This window comes from Sphingomonas sp. PP-CC-1A-547 (genome assembly GCF_003610375.1).
Lineage (GTDB): Bacteria > Pseudomonadota > Alphaproteobacteria > Sphingomonadales > Sphingomonadaceae > Sphingomonas.
The window spans coordinates 86,490-105,513 of sequence record NZ_RAPZ01000016.1 but is presented as its reverse complement, the minus strand read 5'-3'; the positions used below and the strand labels follow the sequence as shown (position 1 = coordinate 105,513).

The 19,024-nt window shown below is 65.2% G+C and carries 13 protein-coding genes; 11 read left to right on the top strand and 2 right to left on the bottom strand.

What is annotated here, in order from left to right; genetic code table 11:
• The 3 genes from bcsD (at position 1) to C8J39_RS17830 (ending at position 2,455) form a co-directional block, all read left to right on the top strand.
• Positions 1 to 447, top strand: a complete 447-nt coding sequence (gene bcsD, locus C8J39_RS17840; RefSeq protein ID WP_132833657.1) for a cellulose biosynthesis protein BcsD — start codon at positions 1 to 3, stop codon at positions 445 to 447.
• The gene (locus C8J39_RS17835; RefSeq protein ID WP_120301672.1) at positions 437 to 1,498 is read left to right on the top strand and encodes a glycosyl hydrolase family 8; all 1,062 of its coding nucleotides are present in this window, start codon (positions 437 to 439) and stop codon (positions 1,496 to 1,498) included. Before bcsD ends, C8J39_RS17835 begins: the two co-directional genes overlap by 11 nt.
• Before the next feature lie 132 nt (positions 1,499 to 1,630).
• Complete coding sequence (locus C8J39_RS17830; protein ID WP_243650232.1) at positions 1,631 to 2,455, top strand: cell wall metabolism sensor histidine kinase WalK; 825 nt, start codon at positions 1,631 to 1,633, stop codon at positions 2,453 to 2,455.
• A gap of 403 nt (positions 2,456 to 2,858) precedes the next feature.
• Here the strand turns inward: C8J39_RS17830 and C8J39_RS17825 are convergent, their stop codons facing one another.
• A complete protein-coding gene (locus C8J39_RS17825; protein WP_120301670.1) occupies positions 2,859 to 3,977 on the bottom strand; it encodes an ROK family protein in 1,119 nt (372 codons plus the stop codon).
• A gap of 115 nt (positions 3,978 to 4,092) precedes the next feature.
• Between C8J39_RS17825 and C8J39_RS17820 the strand changes: the two genes are divergently transcribed.
• The 5 genes from C8J39_RS17820 (at position 4,093) to C8J39_RS17800 (ending at position 11,998) form a co-directional block, all read left to right on the top strand.
• Positions 4,093 to 6,621, top strand: a complete 2,529-nt coding sequence (locus C8J39_RS17820) for a TonB-dependent receptor (RefSeq protein WP_120301669.1) — start codon at positions 4,093 to 4,095, stop codon at positions 6,619 to 6,621.
• Entirely contained in the window at positions 6,618 to 7,769 is a 1,152-nt protein-coding gene (locus C8J39_RS17815; protein WP_259457575.1) for a YdcF family protein, read from the top strand. The genes C8J39_RS17820 and C8J39_RS17815 overlap by 4 nt, the downstream gene beginning before the upstream one ends.
• Positions 7,766 to 10,039 carry a glycoside hydrolase domain-containing protein gene (locus tag C8J39_RS17810; RefSeq protein WP_243650230.1) on the top strand — a complete coding sequence of 758 codons (2,274 nt, stop codon included), beginning with the start codon at positions 7,766 to 7,768 and terminating at the stop codon, positions 10,037 to 10,039. Before C8J39_RS17815 ends, C8J39_RS17810 begins: the two co-directional genes overlap by 4 nt.
• A gap of 46 nt (positions 10,040 to 10,085) precedes the next feature.
• Complete coding sequence (locus C8J39_RS17805) at positions 10,086 to 11,363, top strand: MFS transporter (RefSeq protein ID WP_165895289.1); 1,278 nt, start codon at positions 10,086 to 10,088, stop codon at positions 11,361 to 11,363.
• A gap of 104 nt (positions 11,364 to 11,467) precedes the next feature.
• The gene (locus tag C8J39_RS17800) at positions 11,468 to 11,998 is read left to right on the top strand and encodes a peptide-methionine (S)-S-oxide reductase (protein ID WP_120301667.1); all 531 of its coding nucleotides are present in this window, start codon (positions 11,468 to 11,470) and stop codon (positions 11,996 to 11,998) included.
• Between the two features lie 40 nt (positions 11,999 to 12,038).
• On the opposite strand, the gene C8J39_RS17795 is transcribed toward C8J39_RS17800, so the two are convergent.
• Entirely contained in the window at positions 12,039 to 12,605 is a 567-nt protein-coding gene (locus C8J39_RS17795; RefSeq protein WP_207896994.1) for a TetR/AcrR family transcriptional regulator, read from the bottom strand.
• A 101-nt stretch (positions 12,606 to 12,706) separates the two neighbouring features.
• Here C8J39_RS17795 and C8J39_RS17790 point away from each other — a divergent pair, with 101 nt between their 5' ends.
• The 3 genes from C8J39_RS17790 to pelG all read left to right on the top strand — a co-directional run bounded on the left by C8J39_RS17790 (position 12,707) and on the right by pelG (position 19,021).
• Positions 12,707 to 13,426: a glutathione S-transferase family protein gene (locus C8J39_RS17790; RefSeq protein ID WP_120301666.1), complete on the top strand. Its 720-nt coding sequence runs from the start codon at positions 12,707 to 12,709 to the stop codon at positions 13,424 to 13,426.
• 777 nt (positions 13,427 to 14,203) lie between these two features.
• Positions 14,204 to 17,599, top strand: coding sequence for a M10 family metallopeptidase C-terminal domain-containing protein (locus C8J39_RS19245; protein WP_120301665.1), 3,396 nt, complete (start codon positions 14,204 to 14,206; stop codon positions 17,597 to 17,599).
• A gap of 24 nt (positions 17,600 to 17,623) precedes the next feature.
• Complete coding sequence (gene pelG, locus C8J39_RS17780; protein ID WP_120301664.1) at positions 17,624 to 19,021, top strand: exopolysaccharide Pel transporter PelG; 1,398 nt, start codon at positions 17,624 to 17,626, stop codon at positions 19,019 to 19,021.
• Positions 19,022 to 19,024 lie beyond the last annotated feature (3 nt).

Here is a 19,024-nt window from a genome sequence, read left to right as displayed (position 1 = left end):
ATGAGTGAATGGTCCACCGACAACGCGACCGAAACCACTGCCGCCTCCCTGTTGCTGGGCAGCATCATCGCCGAAGTCGGTGGCGGCGCCACCACGGCGCAGCGACGCGCGTTCTTTCGCGCGGTCGGCGCACGGATCGCAGGCGCGCATCCGGTCGGCGACGCGCAGGATATCGCTGCGCTCGCCGCCTCGATCAACCGGTTGTGGCGTGAGCACGACTGCGGCGAAGTGCGGTTCGAACTGGCCGAGGACGGCCTGCTGATCACGCATACCGGCTTTGCTCGTCGGCTGGCACCGGTCCTCGGCGGTGCAACCGAACAGACCCTGCGACCGTTGCTGGAGGGGGCGTATGACGCCTGGTTGCATACGCTCGGCAGCGGTGCCGATCTAACGACACGCACCCTGTGGTGGAGCGATACGGAGGCACGACTGAAGCATGGACGTTGATCGTCGACACGTCATGGCGGGAATGGCCGGTCTGGCCATCGCCGGATGCAGCAAGGCACGGGCACCGGACGACAGGGCACTCGCCACCGAGAACAGCGCGGCGATCGAGCCCCCGGCCCTGCCAGCGACCGGCGCGGCAAACGGCGTGAACTGGGCAAGCTTCAAACAGCGGTTCATGGCCGACGATGGGCGGATCATCGATAACGGCAATGGCGGCGTCAGCCACAGCGAAGGCCAGAGCTATGGCCTGCTGCTGTCCCAGGCTGCGGGCGACCGAGCGGCATTCGACAAGATTCTAGCCTGGATCGAAGCGAAACTCGCCCGGCCGGATGTCGCGCTCTACGTCTGGCGCTACGATGCGCGCGCCGCCAATCCAACCGCCGATCGCAACAATGCAACCGATGGCGACCTGCTCATTGCCTACGCACTGGCAAAGGCGGCGAACAAGTGGCGTGAGCCACGCTATGCCGCGCGGTCGCAGACAATCGTCGACGCCATCGCCACCCGCCTCGTCAAGACGGTCGGCGGGCGGATGCTGTTATTGCCCGGCCTGGACGGGTTCTCGACCGCGGCACGAACGACGATCAACCCCTGCTATTACGTCTGGCCGGCGCTCGACCTGTTCGCGAAGACCGGCAACGCGGCGGTCTGGCGACGGGTCATCACCGACGGCGAGGCTCTGATCGCCGCGGCCCGGTTCGGCGCGCATCGCCTGCCGACCGACTGGATCGACGTCTCGAATACCGGCGCGATCTCGCCCGCCGCGGATAAGCCGCCACGGTTCGGTTTTGATGCCATCCGCGTGCCGCTGTTCGCCAGCGTGTCGGGCCGCAGCGCACTGGTCGAGCCGATCCGATCCTGGTGGCGATCGATGCCCGCGGACAGCATCCCTGCCTGGACAGACGTGGTGTCGGGGCAGGTTGCCGAATACTCCCTGTCCGTCGGCGGTCGCGCGGTGGTGAGCCGGACGCTCGGCACGCACGCCCCCGATACGCTCGCCACCGACTATTACGCGGCCGCGTTGCAATGTCTCGCCGCGTCCTTCCCCTAATCCTCCAGCGGTTAGTTCACTGCAGCGAGCGAGACCGGCGCGGTAGCCGTTGAAGCGGTGTTGCCACCCTATGACGTGTCGTCTCAAACTAAACCGCCTCGCAACGGCTGATGCCTGCCGATCGCCGGGCTGGTGGCCTTGATCAGGGCACTACTGACGCGACGGATGCAGGCAGTGTCCGCGACCGCCGCCGCGATCGGCCCGCGCGCGCTGGACACGCGCCTGCCGCGCGGCACGCTGCCGTCCGAGGTCGAGCCGCTCGCCGCCGCGACCAACGAGGCGCTCGACCGGCTTGAGGACGGGTTCCGGACGCAGGCTCCATTCGCGGCCGACATCGCGCACGAACTGCGCACGCCGCTCGCCGTAATCCGCCTGCGGGCCGACGCGGTCGACGACGCGGCCGTGAAGGACCCGCTGCTCGCATCGGTGGACCGCGCCGCCCGCGTCGTAGCGCAACTTCTCGCGCTCGCCGACCTCGAACGGCCGGTCGAGTATGCCGGCGAACCACTCGACCTTGTTGCCTTGGCGGAAGCGGTCGTCGCCAGTCGTGCACCCGGCAACCTTGCAGCCGGCCGAACGATCGCGCTGGAGGACCTGTCAGCGGATACCGGGAGCATCGGCTATCCTGGCGCCATACTCCTCGCGCTCAAGAATCTCGTCGACAACGCTGTGCGCCATACCGCCCCCGGCACCGCGATCGTCGTGCGCGTCGGCCCGGGTGCACGTATCGGTGTGATCGACGGCGGCGTTGGCGTGGCGCCCGAGCATCTCGCCCGGCTCAAGCACCGTTTCTGGCGCGGTGACGGATCACGGTCAGAAGGCTCGGGAATCGGCCTGTCGATCGTCGACCGCGTAGCACGTGCGCATCTTGGCCTGCTCGACGTCGCGTGTGGGCCCGGTAGCAAGGGACTGTACTTTGAGATGACGTTCGGATCGACACAACGGCGAGACAGGTAGCAAACCGCATGGCGGTTCAACTATCGCCACCGGGCACAGCAACACCGTGGAATACGGGCTCGTTGATCAAGGCCAGAACGTAGCGGTGCCGATAAGGACGATAGGGGATCAGATCGTTGGTCAGCCACGCAACGTCGTTTGTCACGCGTGAGCCGATCAATATTCGACGGTATGTTGAGCTTTGCTTCGAAGCTTTATCCGAATCGTCACTATCCGTCATAATGCCGCTGCGTGGCGAACGACGGGTTGCGAGATCGCACACGGACCCGGCAAACGGTTGGCATCAGCGGTACAGTTGCCGCTGCCGACGTCTGAACGACGGCGGCTTACACCATCTCAGCGTTCGACAGCGGACCGGCTCGTTCGCCGGTCGGCGGCTGTCACGCTCCTGTTCGACGCGTGTCTACAGCACCGCGGTGGCGTGGATGGGGAGCAGCGCAGCGCCGATCGTCGCCGCGCTGCCTTCCAGCGTCGAGACCGATACGCGCGGCATTTCGCTACAATGGTCGCCGATGTGCATCGCGCCGAAATCGATATGATCGACCAGCGATTGCAGGATGGGCGCCGGAAGCGGACTGGAAATCACGAACTCGCCGGGGTCGATCCACGCGACGCCCCAGTTTATGATCGGTTCGATCTGCTTCGCCGCGCGCCGCACCCATCGATCGACGACCGTTTCATATCCCGCAGTGACTTCGTCGAAGTCCACCAACGAGTGTATCGCGCACCCCTCGTCGCGTAAGGTGGAGAGCAGATCCAGCGTCGAAGGACGGGGTTCGTTCGTCGGATAGAGGCAGCCGATCTCACCCGCGCTCGCCATCGCCCCGCGCAGAATACGGCCTTCGACGATGATCCCCGCGCCGATCCCGTGACCGAGCAGGATCACCACCGCGGTCGAACACCGGCGCATCAACCCGCCGACATAATATTCCGCGAGCGCCGCAGTGTTGGCGTCGTTCTCGATCCAGATCCGGTGCCCGATATGCTCTTCGAATAGCGTCTTCAGGTCGATCCCGCGCCATGCGGCCAGGCTGTCGACCGTCCAGCGCCGATTGCCCTCGGGCGATAGCGACGACCCGGGGACGCCGATCCCGACCCCCAGCAATCGCCGTCCGAGCAACCGGTTCTCGATCGCCATGTCGTGCATCGACGCCGTTACGCGCGCGGCGAAGATGCGCGGATCGGGATCGTCGAACGGCTGGGAGCTGTGCGCGATCACGCCGCCGGCATAATCGACGAGCGCCACCTCCATCAGTCCGCGGTGAAGCATCGCGCCGACCGAATAACCCGCGTCGGGCGAGATGCGGAGCGGCACTGCGGGCCGGCCTGGCGTCATCGGCTCCGAACTCGGACACTCTTCGATCAGTCCATGCGCCAGCAGGTTGCTCGACAGCCGGGTCAGCTTCGACGCACTCATCGCGAGATCGGCGGCGAGCTGCCTGCGCGACCGTGCGCCGACCGACCGGAGGACCTGCATAATCCGCCGCTCGTCATCATCGAGCCTCAGCTTCGCGTAGGACATGACCGTACTCCGTTACCGCGTCCGATAACTCGATTAGTTTATTTCGTGAAATTAATTAAAATCGTCACATTCGGCGTTCAGCGGCGGGGCATCGAACAGGGCTGGGGACGAACAGATGACCAAATTTGGCTTGCGCACGGGTTGCGCTTTTATCGCGATGAGCATTGCGGCGCAGTCGCCGGCCTGGGCCCAGACCGCCCCCGCCACGCCGCCTGCCGATGCAGCCCCGGAAGCAACCGGTCCCGACGCCGCAGCACCTGACGCCGGCGGCGGTGACATCATCGTTACCGGGTCCGCGCGCCAGCAGCGCCGCTTCGACGTCTCCTATGCGGTCAATTCGCTCAGCAACGCCGACATCCAGAAGCTCGCCCCGATCAACTTTGCCGACCTGCTCGGCAAGCTGCCCGGGTTCGCGGTCGAGAATACCGGCGGCGAGGTCCAGAACATCATCCGCCTGCGCGGCCTGCCCAGCGACGGCGGCCTAGTCACCTTCCAGCAGGACGGCCTGCCGCTGTTCCACGAGAATGACGGCAATTTCTTCCGCGGCGACAGCATCAACCGGTTCGACCTGATGACGCAGCGCGTCGAGGTCGTGCGCGGTGGCCCTGCCCCGGTCTATGCGAGCTATGCCGCCGCGATCGTCAACAACATCACCGTGTCGGGCACCGATACGACGCGCGGCAAGGCGCAGGTCACGCTCGGCAACACCGGCCTCTACCGGCTCGACGGGTACCAAGCGGGCCCGATCGACGACTCGACCTATTACGCGATCGGCGGGTTCCTCCGCCGCCACGACGGCTACCGCGACAACGGCTTCCCGAACGATCGCGGCGGCCAGATCCGCGCCAACATCAAGCACGACTTCAGCAACGGATCCCTGCGCGTGTCGGGCAATTACCTGAACGACCACAATGTGTTCTACCTACCGATCCCAACCGCCGACCCGCGCGATCCGAGCAAGTCCCTCAACCAGTATATCGACTTCTTCAGCGGCACGATGAACTCGCCTGCGCTGCGCAACGCGAACATCCGCTTCCGCGAGGCCGACGGCACGACGCGCAACGTCGACGCCGATCTCGGCAATGGCCGCCACACCCAGTTCGGCAACGTCGGCGTACAGTATGACGCGGACTACGACGGCTGGAAGGTCGCGGCGAAGGGCGGCGTCAGCGTCGGCAAGCTCCATTTCAACGCGCTGTACTCGACCAGCAACCCTTCGGACGCCAACGCCTATGCCGCCAGCAGCCTTGGCGCCGCGCGGACCGCGTTCGGCGCGGGCGTGACCCGGCTCGGCTATGCGATCGCCGGCACCAATGGCGCCGAGGTCTATGACCCGAACACCGCGTCGGGCCTGGTTGTCCCCGCGCAGTTCCGCGACGTCGTCTCGAAATACTATTCGACACAAGGCGACCTGAGCGTCACCCGCTCGATCGCGACCGGGTTCGGCACGCACGACCTGCGCGTCGGCGTGTATGGCAGCCTGTACGGCGAGACCAACGAGGTCGCGTACCAGGACTATCTGCTCGAGGTGAAGGGCAAGCCGCGCACGCTCGACCTGATCGCCTACAACGCCGCGGGCCAGGCGGTCGGCTCGGTCACCGACAACGGCGTGCTGCGCTATACGACCACACTCAACCGCGGCAACACCGACGCCTCGATGTACGCGCTCTATGCCAACGACACGTGGGAACTGGTCAAGGGCCTGACCCTCGACGGCGGCATCCGCCATGAACGCTACAGCTTCAAGGGCTATGCGTTCGCAACGACGGCCGCCAACCTCGGCGACCCGAATACGCTCGCCGACAACGCGGTCCGCGCGTTCACCGGCCAGATCATCAATTCGAAGCTGAGCCCAAGCATCACCAACTGGACCGGCGGGATCAACTACGACGTCACGCAGCATCTCGGCGCCTATGCCCGCGCGTCGCATCTCGAAACGCCGCCATCGACGCAGGTCACCTACCAGATCAACCCGACGATCATCACGTCGAAGGCGAACCAGTACGAAGTCGGTCTCAAGGCCGCATTCGGCCGGTCGTATCTGTACCTGATCGGCTTCTACACACGCTACAATCCGCTCAACGCGTCGTTCGTCGCGCTCGACCCGGTCACCGGCCGCAACGACCAGTCGGTGCCGTTCGTCGGCAAGGCCGAGATCAAGGGCATCGAGATCGACGGCAACCTCGCGCTGCCGCACGGTTTCGCGGTCACCGGCGCGCTGACGATCAGCGATCCGCAGTATAAGAGCCTCGTCAATGCCAACGGCGCGAGCGCGGGCAACGTCGAGGGCAACCAGATCGTCCGCGAGCCCAAAATCTACGGCAACATCCGACCCTCCGTAGACTTCGACGTCTCGGGCAATTCGGTGCAGTTGTACGGCCGCTACGAATATACCGGCAAACGCTATGTCGACTTCTTCAACAACACCGCCCTCCCCTCCTACCAGACGGTCGGAGCGGGGATCACGCTGGCGCACGACACGTGGCAGATGCAGGTCGTGGGCGACAATCTGTTCAACGCGAAGGGCCTGACCGAAGGCAATACGCGTACCGACCTGTTGAGCGGCCAGGGCACTGCCGATGCGATCTACGGCCGTCCGATCTTCGGTCGCAACGTCCGCCTCGTGGTCAGCAAGTCCTGGTGACGGGGCTGCGTATGATGATGGCGGCGCTGGCGATAACCGCGGCTGCACCGGTGTGGGCGGAGACGCCTGCACCGATGGCGGTTAGCGACACGGTCGTCGATACGTTGTCGGAACGGCTGTTTCCGATGCTCGGCGCGTTGGGGCGTTCGCCGGCGGGGGTGCTCGATGCGCGGGCGCGACGGATTTCCGCGTGCGCCGATGTGCCTGCTTGCGTGGTCGAGGCGACGATCTGGACCGATCAGGACCGGGCGATAGTGGCAAAGTTGGCGACAACTGGCGCTCTGCGATCGGTGAAGGCGAATGCGGACCTGCCGGTAGCGGTGGCGCTCGACCAGGAACTGGACGGGGTGAATGTCGTGCTGCACGTCTATGGCCTTGGCTTGGCCGGACGCTATCCCAAGATCGACGGACCGATCTTCGCGACCGGCACGCCGTTCTTTGCCGACAGCGTCAAGGTCGCGATCGATACCGCGCGTGCCGCGTCCGATGCGCCGCCCGCGACCATCGCGGCGAGCGTGCGTCTCGCCGTGGCGTTGCTCGATGCCAACGACGCGGTGGCAGCGACGCGGTTCGAACCGCTCGACCAAAGCGAGAATGCAGGCGCGCGTGCGTTGGCGGCGCGGACCGACTGGAAGGCGTTCCGCTATTCGCTACTGATCGTCCCCGGCGTCGGCCCCGAGGACGTCGGCACCACGCTCAGCCCACGCAGCAAGCTCCACGCGCTGCTCGCGGCACAACGCTATCGCCAGGGTCTCGCGCCGTTTATCCTCGTTTCGGGCAGCGCGGTGCACCCGCGCGGTACGCGGTTCGTCGAGGCGGTCGAGATCCGCCGCGCACTGGTCGAGCGCTACGGCATCCCGTCCGACCGCGTCATCCTTGAACCGTATGCGCGGCATACCACGACCAACCTGCGCAACGCGACGCGGCGGATGGTGGCGCTCGGCATTCCGCTCGATCGGCCGACGCTGATCGTGACCGACGCCGAGCAGAGCAAATACATCGAGAGCCCGACGTTCTCGGATCGCAACCGTACGGAGCTGGGGTATTCGCCGGGCGCGGTTGGGCAGCGGCTGTCAATCTACGACCTCGAATTCCACCCGTCGCGGCTATCGCTGCGACAGGATCCGCGCGATCCTCTCGATCCATGAGCCGGTATTCCCTGCACGCATCCGAGATGCACACACGCACCACCACCCCGGCGAAGGCCGGGGCCCAATTGGGGGACGGCTGTAACAGCGGATCGCGCTCCGTTACGCCGACCTTTCCAATTGGGCCCCGGCCTTCGCCGGGGTGGTCTACGAAAGGGTGGCTGAGCTACCCGCTCCTCCTCGGCCTTCTCCTCACCCCCACCGCCCTCACCGCACAAGAAACCCCCGCAGACCTCGTCGACCCGTTCGTCGGCACGCTCGCCGACTTCGGACAGCTCTCCCCCGCCGCAGTCGCGCCGTTCGGGATGATGCAGCTCGGCCCCGACACCAGCCCGGCCAACCACGCGGGCTACGATCACGCCGCAACCACATTACTTGGCTTTTCACACACCCGCGGCGTCGGTGTGGGCTGCGGTGGTGCAGGTGGCGACCTGATGATCTCGCTGCGCTATGCCGGCGCCAGCGGTCCCGCGCTGATCGACAAGCGCAGCGAAACAGCTCGGCCCGGCATCTACCGTGTCCGCTACGATGGCGGAATCCTCGCCGAGATGGCGGCGACGCGGGGTGCGGGCGTGTTGCGCTTCACCTTGCCTCGCGCCGGCGCGGTCGACCTGCGGATCGACCCGCGGCACAGCTATTCGAAGCGGCTGGCAGCCAGTTGGACGAGCCTGACCGGCGACGATCTCCGCGCCGATCTCGTCGCCGGCACGGTCTGCGATCAGGGCGCCTATCGTCTCCATGCCGCCAGCCGGATACTCGTCAACGGACGACCCATCCACCAAACGCTGACCGCCGGTGGGGGCGATCTGGCGACGCTGCACCTCACCGGCAAAGCGGGCGATGCGATCGAAATCCGCACCGGGCTTTCGACCGTCGACGGACGCGGTGCGGCATCGGTTCGCGACACGGAAGTCGCCAGCAAGTCCCTCGCCGCCGTCGCAAGCGAAACGCGCGCCGCCTGGAACCGCATCCTCGGCCGTGTCGCGCTTAGCGGTTCGCAAGACGAGCGCGCGCTGTTCTACACGTCGCTCTACCGCGTCATGGAAACCCCGGTCGCGATCGACGATCCCGACGGGCGCCACCGCGACAAGGACGGCACGGTGCAGACCTCGTCCAAGGGCCGGACGCGCTACGCCAACTGGTCGCTGTGGGACAATTACCGCACCCAGATGGCGCTGCTCGCGTTGCTCCAGCCCGAGCGCAGCGCCGATATCGCGCAGTCGCTGGTCGCGCTGTACGCGGGCGGCAAAGCGCAATGGTCGACCCCGCACGAACCGTTCCTGACGGTCCGCACCGAGCATGCCGGGATCGCGCTGCTCGACATGCACCGCAAGGGCATCGCGTTCGACGCGGACGCCGCGCTGACGGGAATGGTAGCGGACAGCGACACGCTTAAGCGCGGCACGCCGGACGAGCAGATCGAGGCGGCGTATGACGATTGGGCGACCGCCGAACTCGCGCGCGATCTCGGCCGCACCGATCTCGCGCGGATCTTCACCGCCAAGGCGCAAAGCTACCGCCCGATGTGGCGATCAGTGTTCCAGACGCCGGGTGCGGATGGCGACGTGGTCAAGGCGCGCGGGCTGTATCAGGGCACCTTGTGGCAATATCGCTGGGCGCCGATCTTCGACCTGCCGTGGATGACCGCGACGGTCGGCCGCGAGCGGCTACTCGGCGAGCTGCATCATTTCTTCGATGCCGGCCTGTTCAACATGACCAACGAGCCCGACATCCAGGTCCCATGGATGTTCGCCGTGCTGGGCCAGCCGCAAGCCACCGCCGACCTGATCCACACGATCCTCAACCGGCCGATCGCGCATCCCTATACCAACAGCGGCAAGCTGCCGGTGCCGTTCGTCGGGCGCAGCTTCGCGCTGTCGCCGCAGGGGTTTGCCGACGGAATGGACGACGATGCCGGCGGGATGACCGCGTGGTACGTGTTCGCGACACTCGGCCTGTACCCGCTGGTGCCGGGCGAGCCGTGGTATGTCGTGACGACACCGGCGTTCGCGCGGTCCGATATCGATCTCGGTAACGGACGCAGATTGACGATCCGCCGCGACGGACCGGAGGAGGGCGTGATCGCACGCGCCAGCCTGAACGGGCGCGCCCTGCCCGACTTCCGCGTCGACCATGCCGCTTTGCTCCGCGGCGGCATCCTCGCGATCACGACCGTCGACCCGTCCGTCGGAACCGCCACACGAAATGTCCCGCAACTGCAAGACACAGCCGCTAAGACGCTGACGGATGGAGCACGCCGCCGCCGATGACTTAGCGTCCGCATTCGAACATCGGCCGCAGGCCGGTCGGATGCGCATGGTCGGTTACGCCAGCGGCAATTTCGGCAAGAACGTCCTCGCGTCGACGATGGACGTGTTCCTGCTGTTCGTCCTGACCGAGCGTTGGGGTGTATCGGCTGGGGTCGCCGGACTGGTCGTGATGATCGGGCTCGTCTGGGACGGCCTCTGCGATCCCTTGCTCGGGCGCCTGCTCGATCGGTCCACCGACAGGCTCCGCACATATCGTCGCCTTCTGTTCGTCGGCGCACCCTTTGTCGGGATATTCTTCGCGATCTTCTTCGTCGATCCGGGGTGGCGCGGCGGCGCGATCCTCGCGTGGGCAATCGTAATCGTGCTGCTGTTCCGTACTGCGTATTCGGTCTGCGACGTAGCGCACAACGCGCTGATGATGCGGATGACCCAGACCCCGGGCGCGGCGACGACCTTGTCCGGCCTGCGGTACATGTTCAGCTGCCTTGGTGCCCTGACGGTCGCGCATTTCGCGCAGGCGTTCGTCGATCCGACCAATGACGGAGGCTATGGGCTGCTCGCCGTGACCAGTTTTGCCGCCTTGGCGTATGTCGCCACGCTGTGGCTGTCCTCGGCATCGGTACCGGTGGCGAAAATACCGCAATCCGAGCCAAAGCACGGCGGATCGCTTGCGTGGATCATCGGCAACCGGCCGCTCCTGATGTTGCTCGCGCTCGGGTTCGCACAGGCTCTGACCTTGCCGTTCTTCGCGCGATCGTTCGCCTATATCGGCAAGGGCGTGATTCATGACGCAGCATGGACGGGTCGCGCGCTGACGACGCTTGCGGTGTCGCAACTCGTGGCGCTGCCGGCGTGGATGGCGATTGCCCGTCGTGTCCGGCAGCGAGAGGTTCTGGCCGCAGCGCTGACCATCATCGCCATCGGACTTCTCGTATTCGCAACGGACAAATCCGTGACGATAGTGGGCATCGCGCTGTTCGGGATCGGCAACGCAGGATTGCAGATGATGATCTGGGTACTGCTCGCCGGATCGATCGATCACGGCGAGCACCGGACGGGTATCCGGCTCGAGGGGCTGCCGGTAGCGCTGTTGCTTCTCACCTTGAAGCTTGGCGGCGGCATCAGCGGAGCGCTGCTCGGGCGCGGCCTGTCGATCATCGGGTGGGACGCATCGACATCCTTCGGCCCGGTCGAACAGCGGAATTTGCTGACGATGACCTGGATGGTGCCACTGGTCGGCGCACTCATCTGCCTCGCTGCAGTCGCTTCACTGAGATTCCGACCGTCGACAGGACGCGCGATGATGGCTGCACGAAACTGTTGAAGCAACGTCGGATGCGGCGTCTCCGCATTGGCACGTGCCCGCATCCGACTTCAGGAATCTTGCCCCACCGGGTTCAACACCCGCGGCCAGCGTCCATATGCATCATGCGGTCGGGGCACGGGAGAACGGGATTGGATAGAATCGGGTTTGGCGGCGGCTGCCATTGGTGCACCGAGGGTGTGTTTCAGGCATTGCGCGGCGTCGACCACGTCGATCAGGGCTTCATTCGGTCGGAGGCGCCTTCGGACGTGTGGGCCGAAGCCGTGATCGTCAGCTTCGACGCCGCAGTCATCAGCCTGTCGACGCTGGCGGAGGTCCACCTGAGAACGCATTCGGCGAACGGCATCTACTCGCCCGGCGGGCGGTATCGGAGCGCGATCTATGTCTTCGCCGCGGATCAACACGATCACGTTGCCCGCGTGATCGCTCGGTTCGCCGAGGAAACTGGCCAGGCGGCGCGGACCATGGTTCTCCCCTTCGTCGACTTCAAACCCTCGGACGCGCGGTACCAGAACTACTACCGGACGGACCCGGACAGGCCGTTTTGTCGGCGCTACATCGACCCAAAGCTGGACTATATCCGTCGCCATTTTGCCGAGGCTGCCTTACCCGAAGGTACGGCTCGGGAGCTTTGACCGACCATTCGGTCGAACACTGCATGTCCGGCCCCTGCTACTAACCCGGCAAAAGCCCGGCCGCGCGGTAGCTGTCGATCATCGAATCGAAGAGGCCGATATCCGCGCGACCGCGTGCGAACAGCTGGGCGCCCGCAACCGCCGCATAGATCGCCCTAGCCCGGGTTTCGCTTTCGCCAGGACCTACAGTTCCGGCTTCGACGAGGAGCGTGCTAAGCCACGCTACGTTGATGTCGGCAAAGCCCTGCACCTCGATTTTCACCGGGTCGGGCAGATCGTCGTATTCGGCAGCCATGAAGCTCGACAGGCAGATGCGATTGTCGTTCGCGAGCGACTTACGAAAGATCTCGGGGTAGCGGCGCAGGGCCATGCGCGGATCGTGCGCCTCGTCCGATATAGCCGCCAGTTGCGCGACGGTATCTTCCCAATAGCGCCGTGCAACCGCTGCGCCCAGCTCGGCCTTGGTCGCAAAATGATGATAGATACTGGGCGCCTTGATCCCGACCTCGACAGCGATATCGCGAAAGTTGAGGCCATTATACCCGCGGGCCATCGCGCTTCGTTTCGCCGCGGCGAGCACGGCTTCCCTAGAATTCGAACTCGCCATAGACATTTCCATCCCGCCACCGACCAACTGGTAGATAGACGTTGACGAGCACCACGCAAGCACGCAGTTAGCCACTACCGATCACTTGGTAGGGATACGTCATGACCGTTCAAACGTCGCCATCGACCGCAAAGCTTCGCCTGTTCACCTCTCCGTCCGCCTTCCCGAACCCGCAGCGCCTGCGCATCTTCCTACACGAAAAGGACATTGCCGACCGCTTCGACGAAACGGTCTACGATATGTCGCCGGTCGGCGAGCAGCGGCAGTGGAAGCACCTGAAGATGAATCCGTGGGGCGAGACGCCGACGCTCGAACTGGCGGATGGCAGCTTCATCTCTGAGACGGCCGCAGTCGTTCGCTATCTCGACCAGGCATATCCGGGGCGGCGGATCATGGGCGAGACTCCGGAGCAGCAGGGTCTCGACACGATGTGGGACAACCGCATCTGGGTGCAGATCCTCTACCGCATCACGACCGCGTTCCACGTCTTGCATCAGGGTCTCGGCCCCAAGCTCGAGCTGACCGCGAACGCCGCGTGGGGCGAGCATTGCCGCAAGGAGGCGCTGGCGCATACCGCGCTGGTCGACCGGCATCTGTCGGACGGTCGCGCGTGGATGCTGGGTGGTGACGAGCCGACCTTCTCGGACATCACGATGGCGACCGCGATCGCGTTCTCGAAGTTCGCGGTGAACGCGATGCCGCTCGACGAGCGCTACGAGCATGTCGACGCGTTCTGGCGGCGCTGGCAGGAGCGGCCGACGTTCCTCGCCGCCTATGCGGACCAGAGCAGCGGCGTGCCGGAACTCGACAATCGGCCGTAACTGATGCTCTTCGTCGTTCCGCATATGCCGACGACCGGTCCGTGCGGAACGACAGCGACACTCGGTGTTTTACGCGTGCCGCCATCGGAGCGTTGCCCTGATCGGCGGCGACCGAGCTTGCCGAGCGACCCGCGGCATCTTGGATCGAACGATTGGCACCTGCAGCGAGCAGCATGTCGACCTGCCGCGTGCGGTTGAAGAGTGATGCCATCATCTGCGCGGTGCTGCCCAGGTCGCGATCGGGACGACAAGCGTTCGCGGCCTTCGCGATCAGCACGTCGACGGTCACTGCCTGACCGTTATTGGAAGAGTAGTCGATGGTACCATCTTCATGGCGACCATTTGGTACCGAACTTTCAAAGATGCTAGCGGGCACAGTACCACACGTGCAGCCATGGGTTCGCGCCTACCAAAACCCGAACACCTCTTTCATCTCGGTTTCACACGACGACAAATGGCCTTTGAAAGACAACAGGTGGGACTTAACTGCCGCTGCCAGCGGCTTCGGTATTCGGCTGCTTTCTAAAAAGGGCCTATGCCAGGGGGGTAAGGATTAACCTGGATCCCCCAACAGTCCGTTGTCATCCCGCCTTCATGCCTATCTGGCGTCAGCACAGCGGTGAGACGAGCATTCCCGTACCACGGTGAGACAGTTCCGCCCGAGCCGAGCATCTAAGCTGTTCGAAAGACGGAATGTATTCGCTAAGCGGCGCTCGAGCTTCGTGACGGGCAGCCTTGCCGCCCTCATGAAGTCCGTGGCTGAAACGGGGACGAACGATGACGAACGCAACACCGGTGATGCTAGATGGCATGCTGAACGACTGGACCGCCGCTAATCGCATCGATCGCGGTCTGGGCACCGGCTATGCGATCTACGCGCGCAGCGACGGCGCCGATTTCGCGTTCGCGATGACTGCCCCCACCTCGATCGGCGCGAACACCACCGCATGGCTCAACACCGATCGTAATGCGACGACCGGATATCAAGTTTTCGGGTTTGCCGGTGGTGCCGAGTATAACGTGAACTTCGCCGCGGACGGCACGGTGTCGCTGTATAGCGGCGCGGCGGGGCAGACGCTCGTCGCCAGCGGCCTGCAGGCAGCATGGTCGGCGGATCGCACCACCGTCGAGTTCAAGGTGCCCAAGGCGGCGATCAGCAATCCGAACGCGATCGACACCATCTACGACGTCAACGACACCGCGTTCCTGCCGGGCAATTATTCGAACCCCGCCTTCACCGTCTTCAACGACACCGGCATCGTCGCCGACCCATCACACCGGATCGCGATCGTCTGGTCCGATTCGACCGCCAACGCCTATTTCAGCAAGACCGCCTATTCGCAGCTGTTCATGGCCGCGCAGTCCCAGGCGATGCAGGCCGGCGTGCCGTTCGACATCCTGACCGAGGGCGACCTGACCAGCCTGGCGACGCTCGCCAAATACGACACGATCGTCTTCCCGTCGTTCCGCAACGTCGAGGCGGGCAAGGCGGACCTGATAGCGCAGACGCTGGAACAGGCGACCAAGCAATTCGGCATCGGCCTTGTCGCGGCAGGCGAGTTCATGACCAACGGCGCGGACAACACCGCACTCGCTGGCGACTCCTATGCGCGAATGAAGTTGTTGTTCGACGCCACGCGCGTGACCGGTGGCTTCCCCGCCGACGTGACGGTGAAGGCAAGCGATGCGTCGCACCTCGTGCTCGACGGCTACAGCGACGGACAGGTGATCCGCCAATATACCGGCGTCGGCTGGAATGCGTTCACCAGCGTCAGCGGGACCGGCACGACGATCGCGACCGAGACGGTCAACGGCCAGACCTATTCGGCGGCGATCGCGACGCAGACGGGGGGCCGCAACGTGCTGTTCTCGAGCGAAGCGGTGATGGCCGACGATAATCTGCTGCAGAAGGCGATCGACTATTCGGTGCACGGCGACGGTCTGTCGGTCGGGCTGCAGATGACCCGTCAGGCCGGGCTGTTCGCGTCGCGAGTCGACATGGACCAGAGCAAGCAGCTCGACGAGGTCAACCCGGCCGGCACCGCGCCTGGAATCTACGACAAGCTGCTGCCGATCCTGACCGAGTGGAAGACGAACTATAATTTCGTCGGCAGCTATTACGTCAACATCGGCAACGATCCGGCCAATGGCGAGGCGACCGACTGGGCTGTGTCGCTGCCGGTCTACAAGGCGCTGCTCGATGCGGGCAACGAGATCGGCACGCACAGCTATACGCATCCGATGGACACCAACCTGCTCACCGACGCGCAGATCGCGTTCGAGTTCGGCCAGTCGCGGACCGAGCTTGAAAAGCAGCTGAGCGCGTATCTCGGCAAGACCGTGACGATCGGTGGGGCCGCGGTGCCGGGTGCGCCCGAGCAGATCGCGACGAGCCAGGAAATCCTGAAATACGTGACGTATCTCAGCGGCGGCTATTCGGGCGTCGGCGCAGGCTATCCCAACGCGATCGGCTATATGACGCCGCAGAACGCCACCGATGACAAGGTCTATCTGGCGCCGAACACGTCGTTCGACTTCTCGCTGATCGAGTTCCAGAAGAAGACCGTCGCCGAGGCCGGCGCGATCTGGGCCAAGGAATTCAGCGCGCTGACCGCCGGTGCGGACGCGCCTGTCGTGGTGTGGCCATGGCATGATTACGGCCCGACGATGTGGGCCGCCGATGGCGCGAGCAGCCTCTACACCAAGCAGATGTTCACGACCTTCATCGCGCAGGCCGCCGCCGCAAGCGTCGAGTTCGTAACGCTTGCCGATCTGGCGGGCCGGGTCAGCGCGTTCCAGAATGCGACGATCACCTCGACCGTCGTCGGCAACACGATCACCGCGACGGTCGGCGCGACCACCGGCACCTTCTCACTCGACGTCGATGGCCAGAGCAACGGTCAGGTGATCAAGGGCGTCGCCAACTGGTATGCCTATGACGCGGACACGGTGTTCCTGCCCAAGGCGGGCGGCACCTATGCGATCACGATGGGCGCGGTCGCGGACGACGTGACGCACATCACCGCGCTGCCGATGCGTGCGACGCTGACGACGCTGAGCGGCGACGGCCGCGACCTGGCGTTCACGGTCGAGGGCGAAGGCAAGGTCACGGTCGACCTGAAGGCCCCCGGCACCGACTGGACGACGATCAGCGGTGGCAAGATCGCGAGCCAGATCGGCGAGATCCTGACGATCGATCTCGGCGCGATCGGCGTCCACGACGTCAAGATCGGCCATCAGGCGAACGTCGATCCGGTGCTGACCTCGTTCGGCGGCGGCACCACGGGCGCGCTGTCGATCGCCGAGAACGGCACCGCGCTGACCACGATCTCCGCGACCGACGCGAACATCGTCTGGGGCGATTCGATCAAATACTCGATCGGTGCGGGCGGCGACGGCGCCAACTTCTCGATCGATGCGACCACGGGCGTGCTGAAGTTCGTCACCGCGCCCGATTTCGAGGCGCCGACCGATGCCAATCGCGACAATATCTACGGCGTGACCGTGGTCGCGACCGACGCGCGTGGCGCGATCGACACGCAGACGTTGACGATCGGCGTCACGGACGTGGTCGGCATCACCAAGACGGGTACGATGTTCGCCGACACGATCAACGGCACCAGCGAGCAGGACGTGCTCGATGGCGGATGGGGCAACGACGTGCTGAACGGGCTTGGCGGCAACGATCGTCTGATCGGTGGCCTCGGTAACGACACGCTCAACGGCGGCGCGGGCAACGACACGCTGATCGGTGGCGACGGCAAGGACGTGCTCAACGGCGGCGACGGCAACGACATCCTGATCGGCGGCGACGACATGGACACGATGTCCGGTGGCGCAGGCGCGGACATCTTCCGCTTCGAGGTGAAGGGCGACAGCCTGACGTCGTCGTCGCGCGACGTCATTACCGACTTCACCGTCGGGCAGGACAAGATCGACTTGTCGATGATCGACGCCAACAGCTCGCTGTTCGCGCGCGGCGATCAGGCGTTCAGCTTCATCGGTACGACCGGCAAGTTCACCGCGCCGGGCCAGCTGCGCTACAGCTACCAGATGATCGGCGGCAAGGAATTCACCGTCGTCGAGGGCAATACCGATAGCGGTTCGGCCGCCGATTTCTCGATCGCGCTGACCGGCCACCATGTGCTGACTGCGAACGATTTCTTCATGTAGTCCGCGGCATAGGCCGGCAGTGTTATGGCGGGCATAGGCTTCCAATTAGCGAAAACCGCGCGTGAGGGCGGCGTCGGCGGGATCGTCGGCGCCGCCGCATTCGGTGCGGTTATCAGCGCCGGGCCGTGGCTCATCACTGCGGTCGCGATGGCGATGCTCAACCACTGGTCAGGCGCGCATCTCGGCGCCGATGGCGCGCGGACGGTGCAGACGATCCTGGTCTATGCGTTCAGCCTGTCCGCGCTCGCCGCGGCACCCGTCGGCATTCTCGCAACCCGGATGGTGGCAGACCGGATTTTCGCACGCGATGCCGGCGGCGTTTCGGGGATCATGCTGGTAGCACTCGCTGCGGGCGGCGCGATCGCGCTGGCGGTCGGCGCGGTGGTGTTCGGGACGCTCGCTCGGCTCCCACTTGGTGAGGCGGCACTCGCGACGCTGATCCTCGCGTGGCTGACGCAGGCCTGGATCGCGGCTCCCCTACTCACCGCCCTGCGCCGTTACCGCGCGATCCCCCTCGCCTATCTGCTCGGCATCGGTTTTGCGACGCTGTTGCTGGCGCTGTTGCCGAGGCCTGAGGTCGTTACCGTGCTCGCGGTGATCGCAGGGGGCATCGGGCTGACGCTCGCCGCGATCGTGACCGTGATCCGCCGGCATTTCTCCGCGCCGCCCGTGCTGCCGACGCGGGATGCGATGACGCCGCGGTTGGCGTGGATCGTTGCGGCGGCGGGCATCGCCGGGGTCGCCGCGATCTGGATCGACAAATGGCTGTTGTGGGCGGGGCCCGACAGCATCCGCGCGATCGGACTGTTGCGGCTCAATCCGATCAACGACCAGGGCAGCTTTCTCGGGCTGCTGACGATGGTGCCGGGCCTGACGCTGTTGCTGATCGTCACCGAGACGCGGTTCGATCGCGCGTTCGGCGACATGATCGTACGATGTACCGGCACCTCGACGCTGCAACGGATCGAGGAGGCGCGCAGCGAACTCGCGCGGACGATGTTCGACGGGCTGCGGATCATGCTGCTGGTGCAGGCGCTCGTCGCCGCGCTCGCCTGGGTGTTCGCGGTGCCGCTGTTCGAGGCCATCGGCGCGGACGCGCGGGCGATCTTCGCGTTTCGCCAGACCTCGCTCGGCACCGTCTTCCATCTCGTGGTGATCGCGACGACCGTCGTGCTGGCCTATTACGACCTGTTCGGGCGGATCCTGCTGACCTGGACGGCGTTCGCGATCGGCAGCGGCATCGCGACGCTGCTGCAATGGGATGCGGGGTTTGCCGCATTCGGCTGGGGCTATATGGCGGGCGCGGTGGTCGGTGCGTCGGTCGGCATGGCGCTGGTCGCCGAGGCGACGGTCAACCTCACCTACCTGCTGTTCGTCGGCAACAATCCCTCGGTCGTGGGGCACGGAGGGCGTCTGTTGTGACGG

Bases quoted from the DNA above. Each gene is read 5' to 3' on its own strand.
- bcsD (WP_132833657.1), top strand. From the start codon at position 1: ATGAGTGAATGGTCCACCGACAACGCGACCGAAACCACTGCCGCCTCC.
- C8J39_RS17835 (WP_120301672.1), top strand. From the start codon at position 437: ATGGACGTTGATCGTCGACACGTCATGGCGGGAATGGCCGGTCTGGCC.
- C8J39_RS17825 (WP_120301670.1), bottom strand. From the start codon at position 3,977: ATGTCCTACGCGAAGCTGAGGCTCGATGATGACGAGCGGCGGATTATG.
- C8J39_RS17820 (WP_120301669.1), top strand. From the start codon at position 4,093: ATGACCAAATTTGGCTTGCGCACGGGTTGCGCTTTTATCGCGATGAGC.
- C8J39_RS17810 (WP_243650230.1), top strand. From the start codon at position 7,766: ATGAGCCGGTATTCCCTGCACGCATCCGAGATGCACACACGCACCACC.
- C8J39_RS17805 (WP_165895289.1), top strand. From the start codon at position 10,086: ATGGTCGGTTACGCCAGCGGCAATTTCGGCAAGAACGTCCTCGCGTCG.
- C8J39_RS17800 (WP_120301667.1), top strand. From the start codon at position 11,468: ATGCGGTCGGGGCACGGGAGAACGGGATTGGATAGAATCGGGTTTGGC.
- C8J39_RS17795 (WP_207896994.1), bottom strand. From the start codon at position 12,605: ATGGCGAGTTCGAATTCTAGGGAAGCCGTGCTCGCCGCGGCGAAACGA.
- C8J39_RS17790 (WP_120301666.1), top strand. From the start codon at position 12,707: ATGACCGTTCAAACGTCGCCATCGACCGCAAAGCTTCGCCTGTTCACC.
- C8J39_RS19245 (WP_120301665.1), top strand. From the start codon at position 14,204: ATGACGAACGCAACACCGGTGATGCTAGATGGCATGCTGAACGACTGG.
- pelG (WP_120301664.1), top strand. From the start codon at position 17,624: ATGGCGGGCATAGGCTTCCAATTAGCGAAAACCGCGCGTGAGGGCGGC.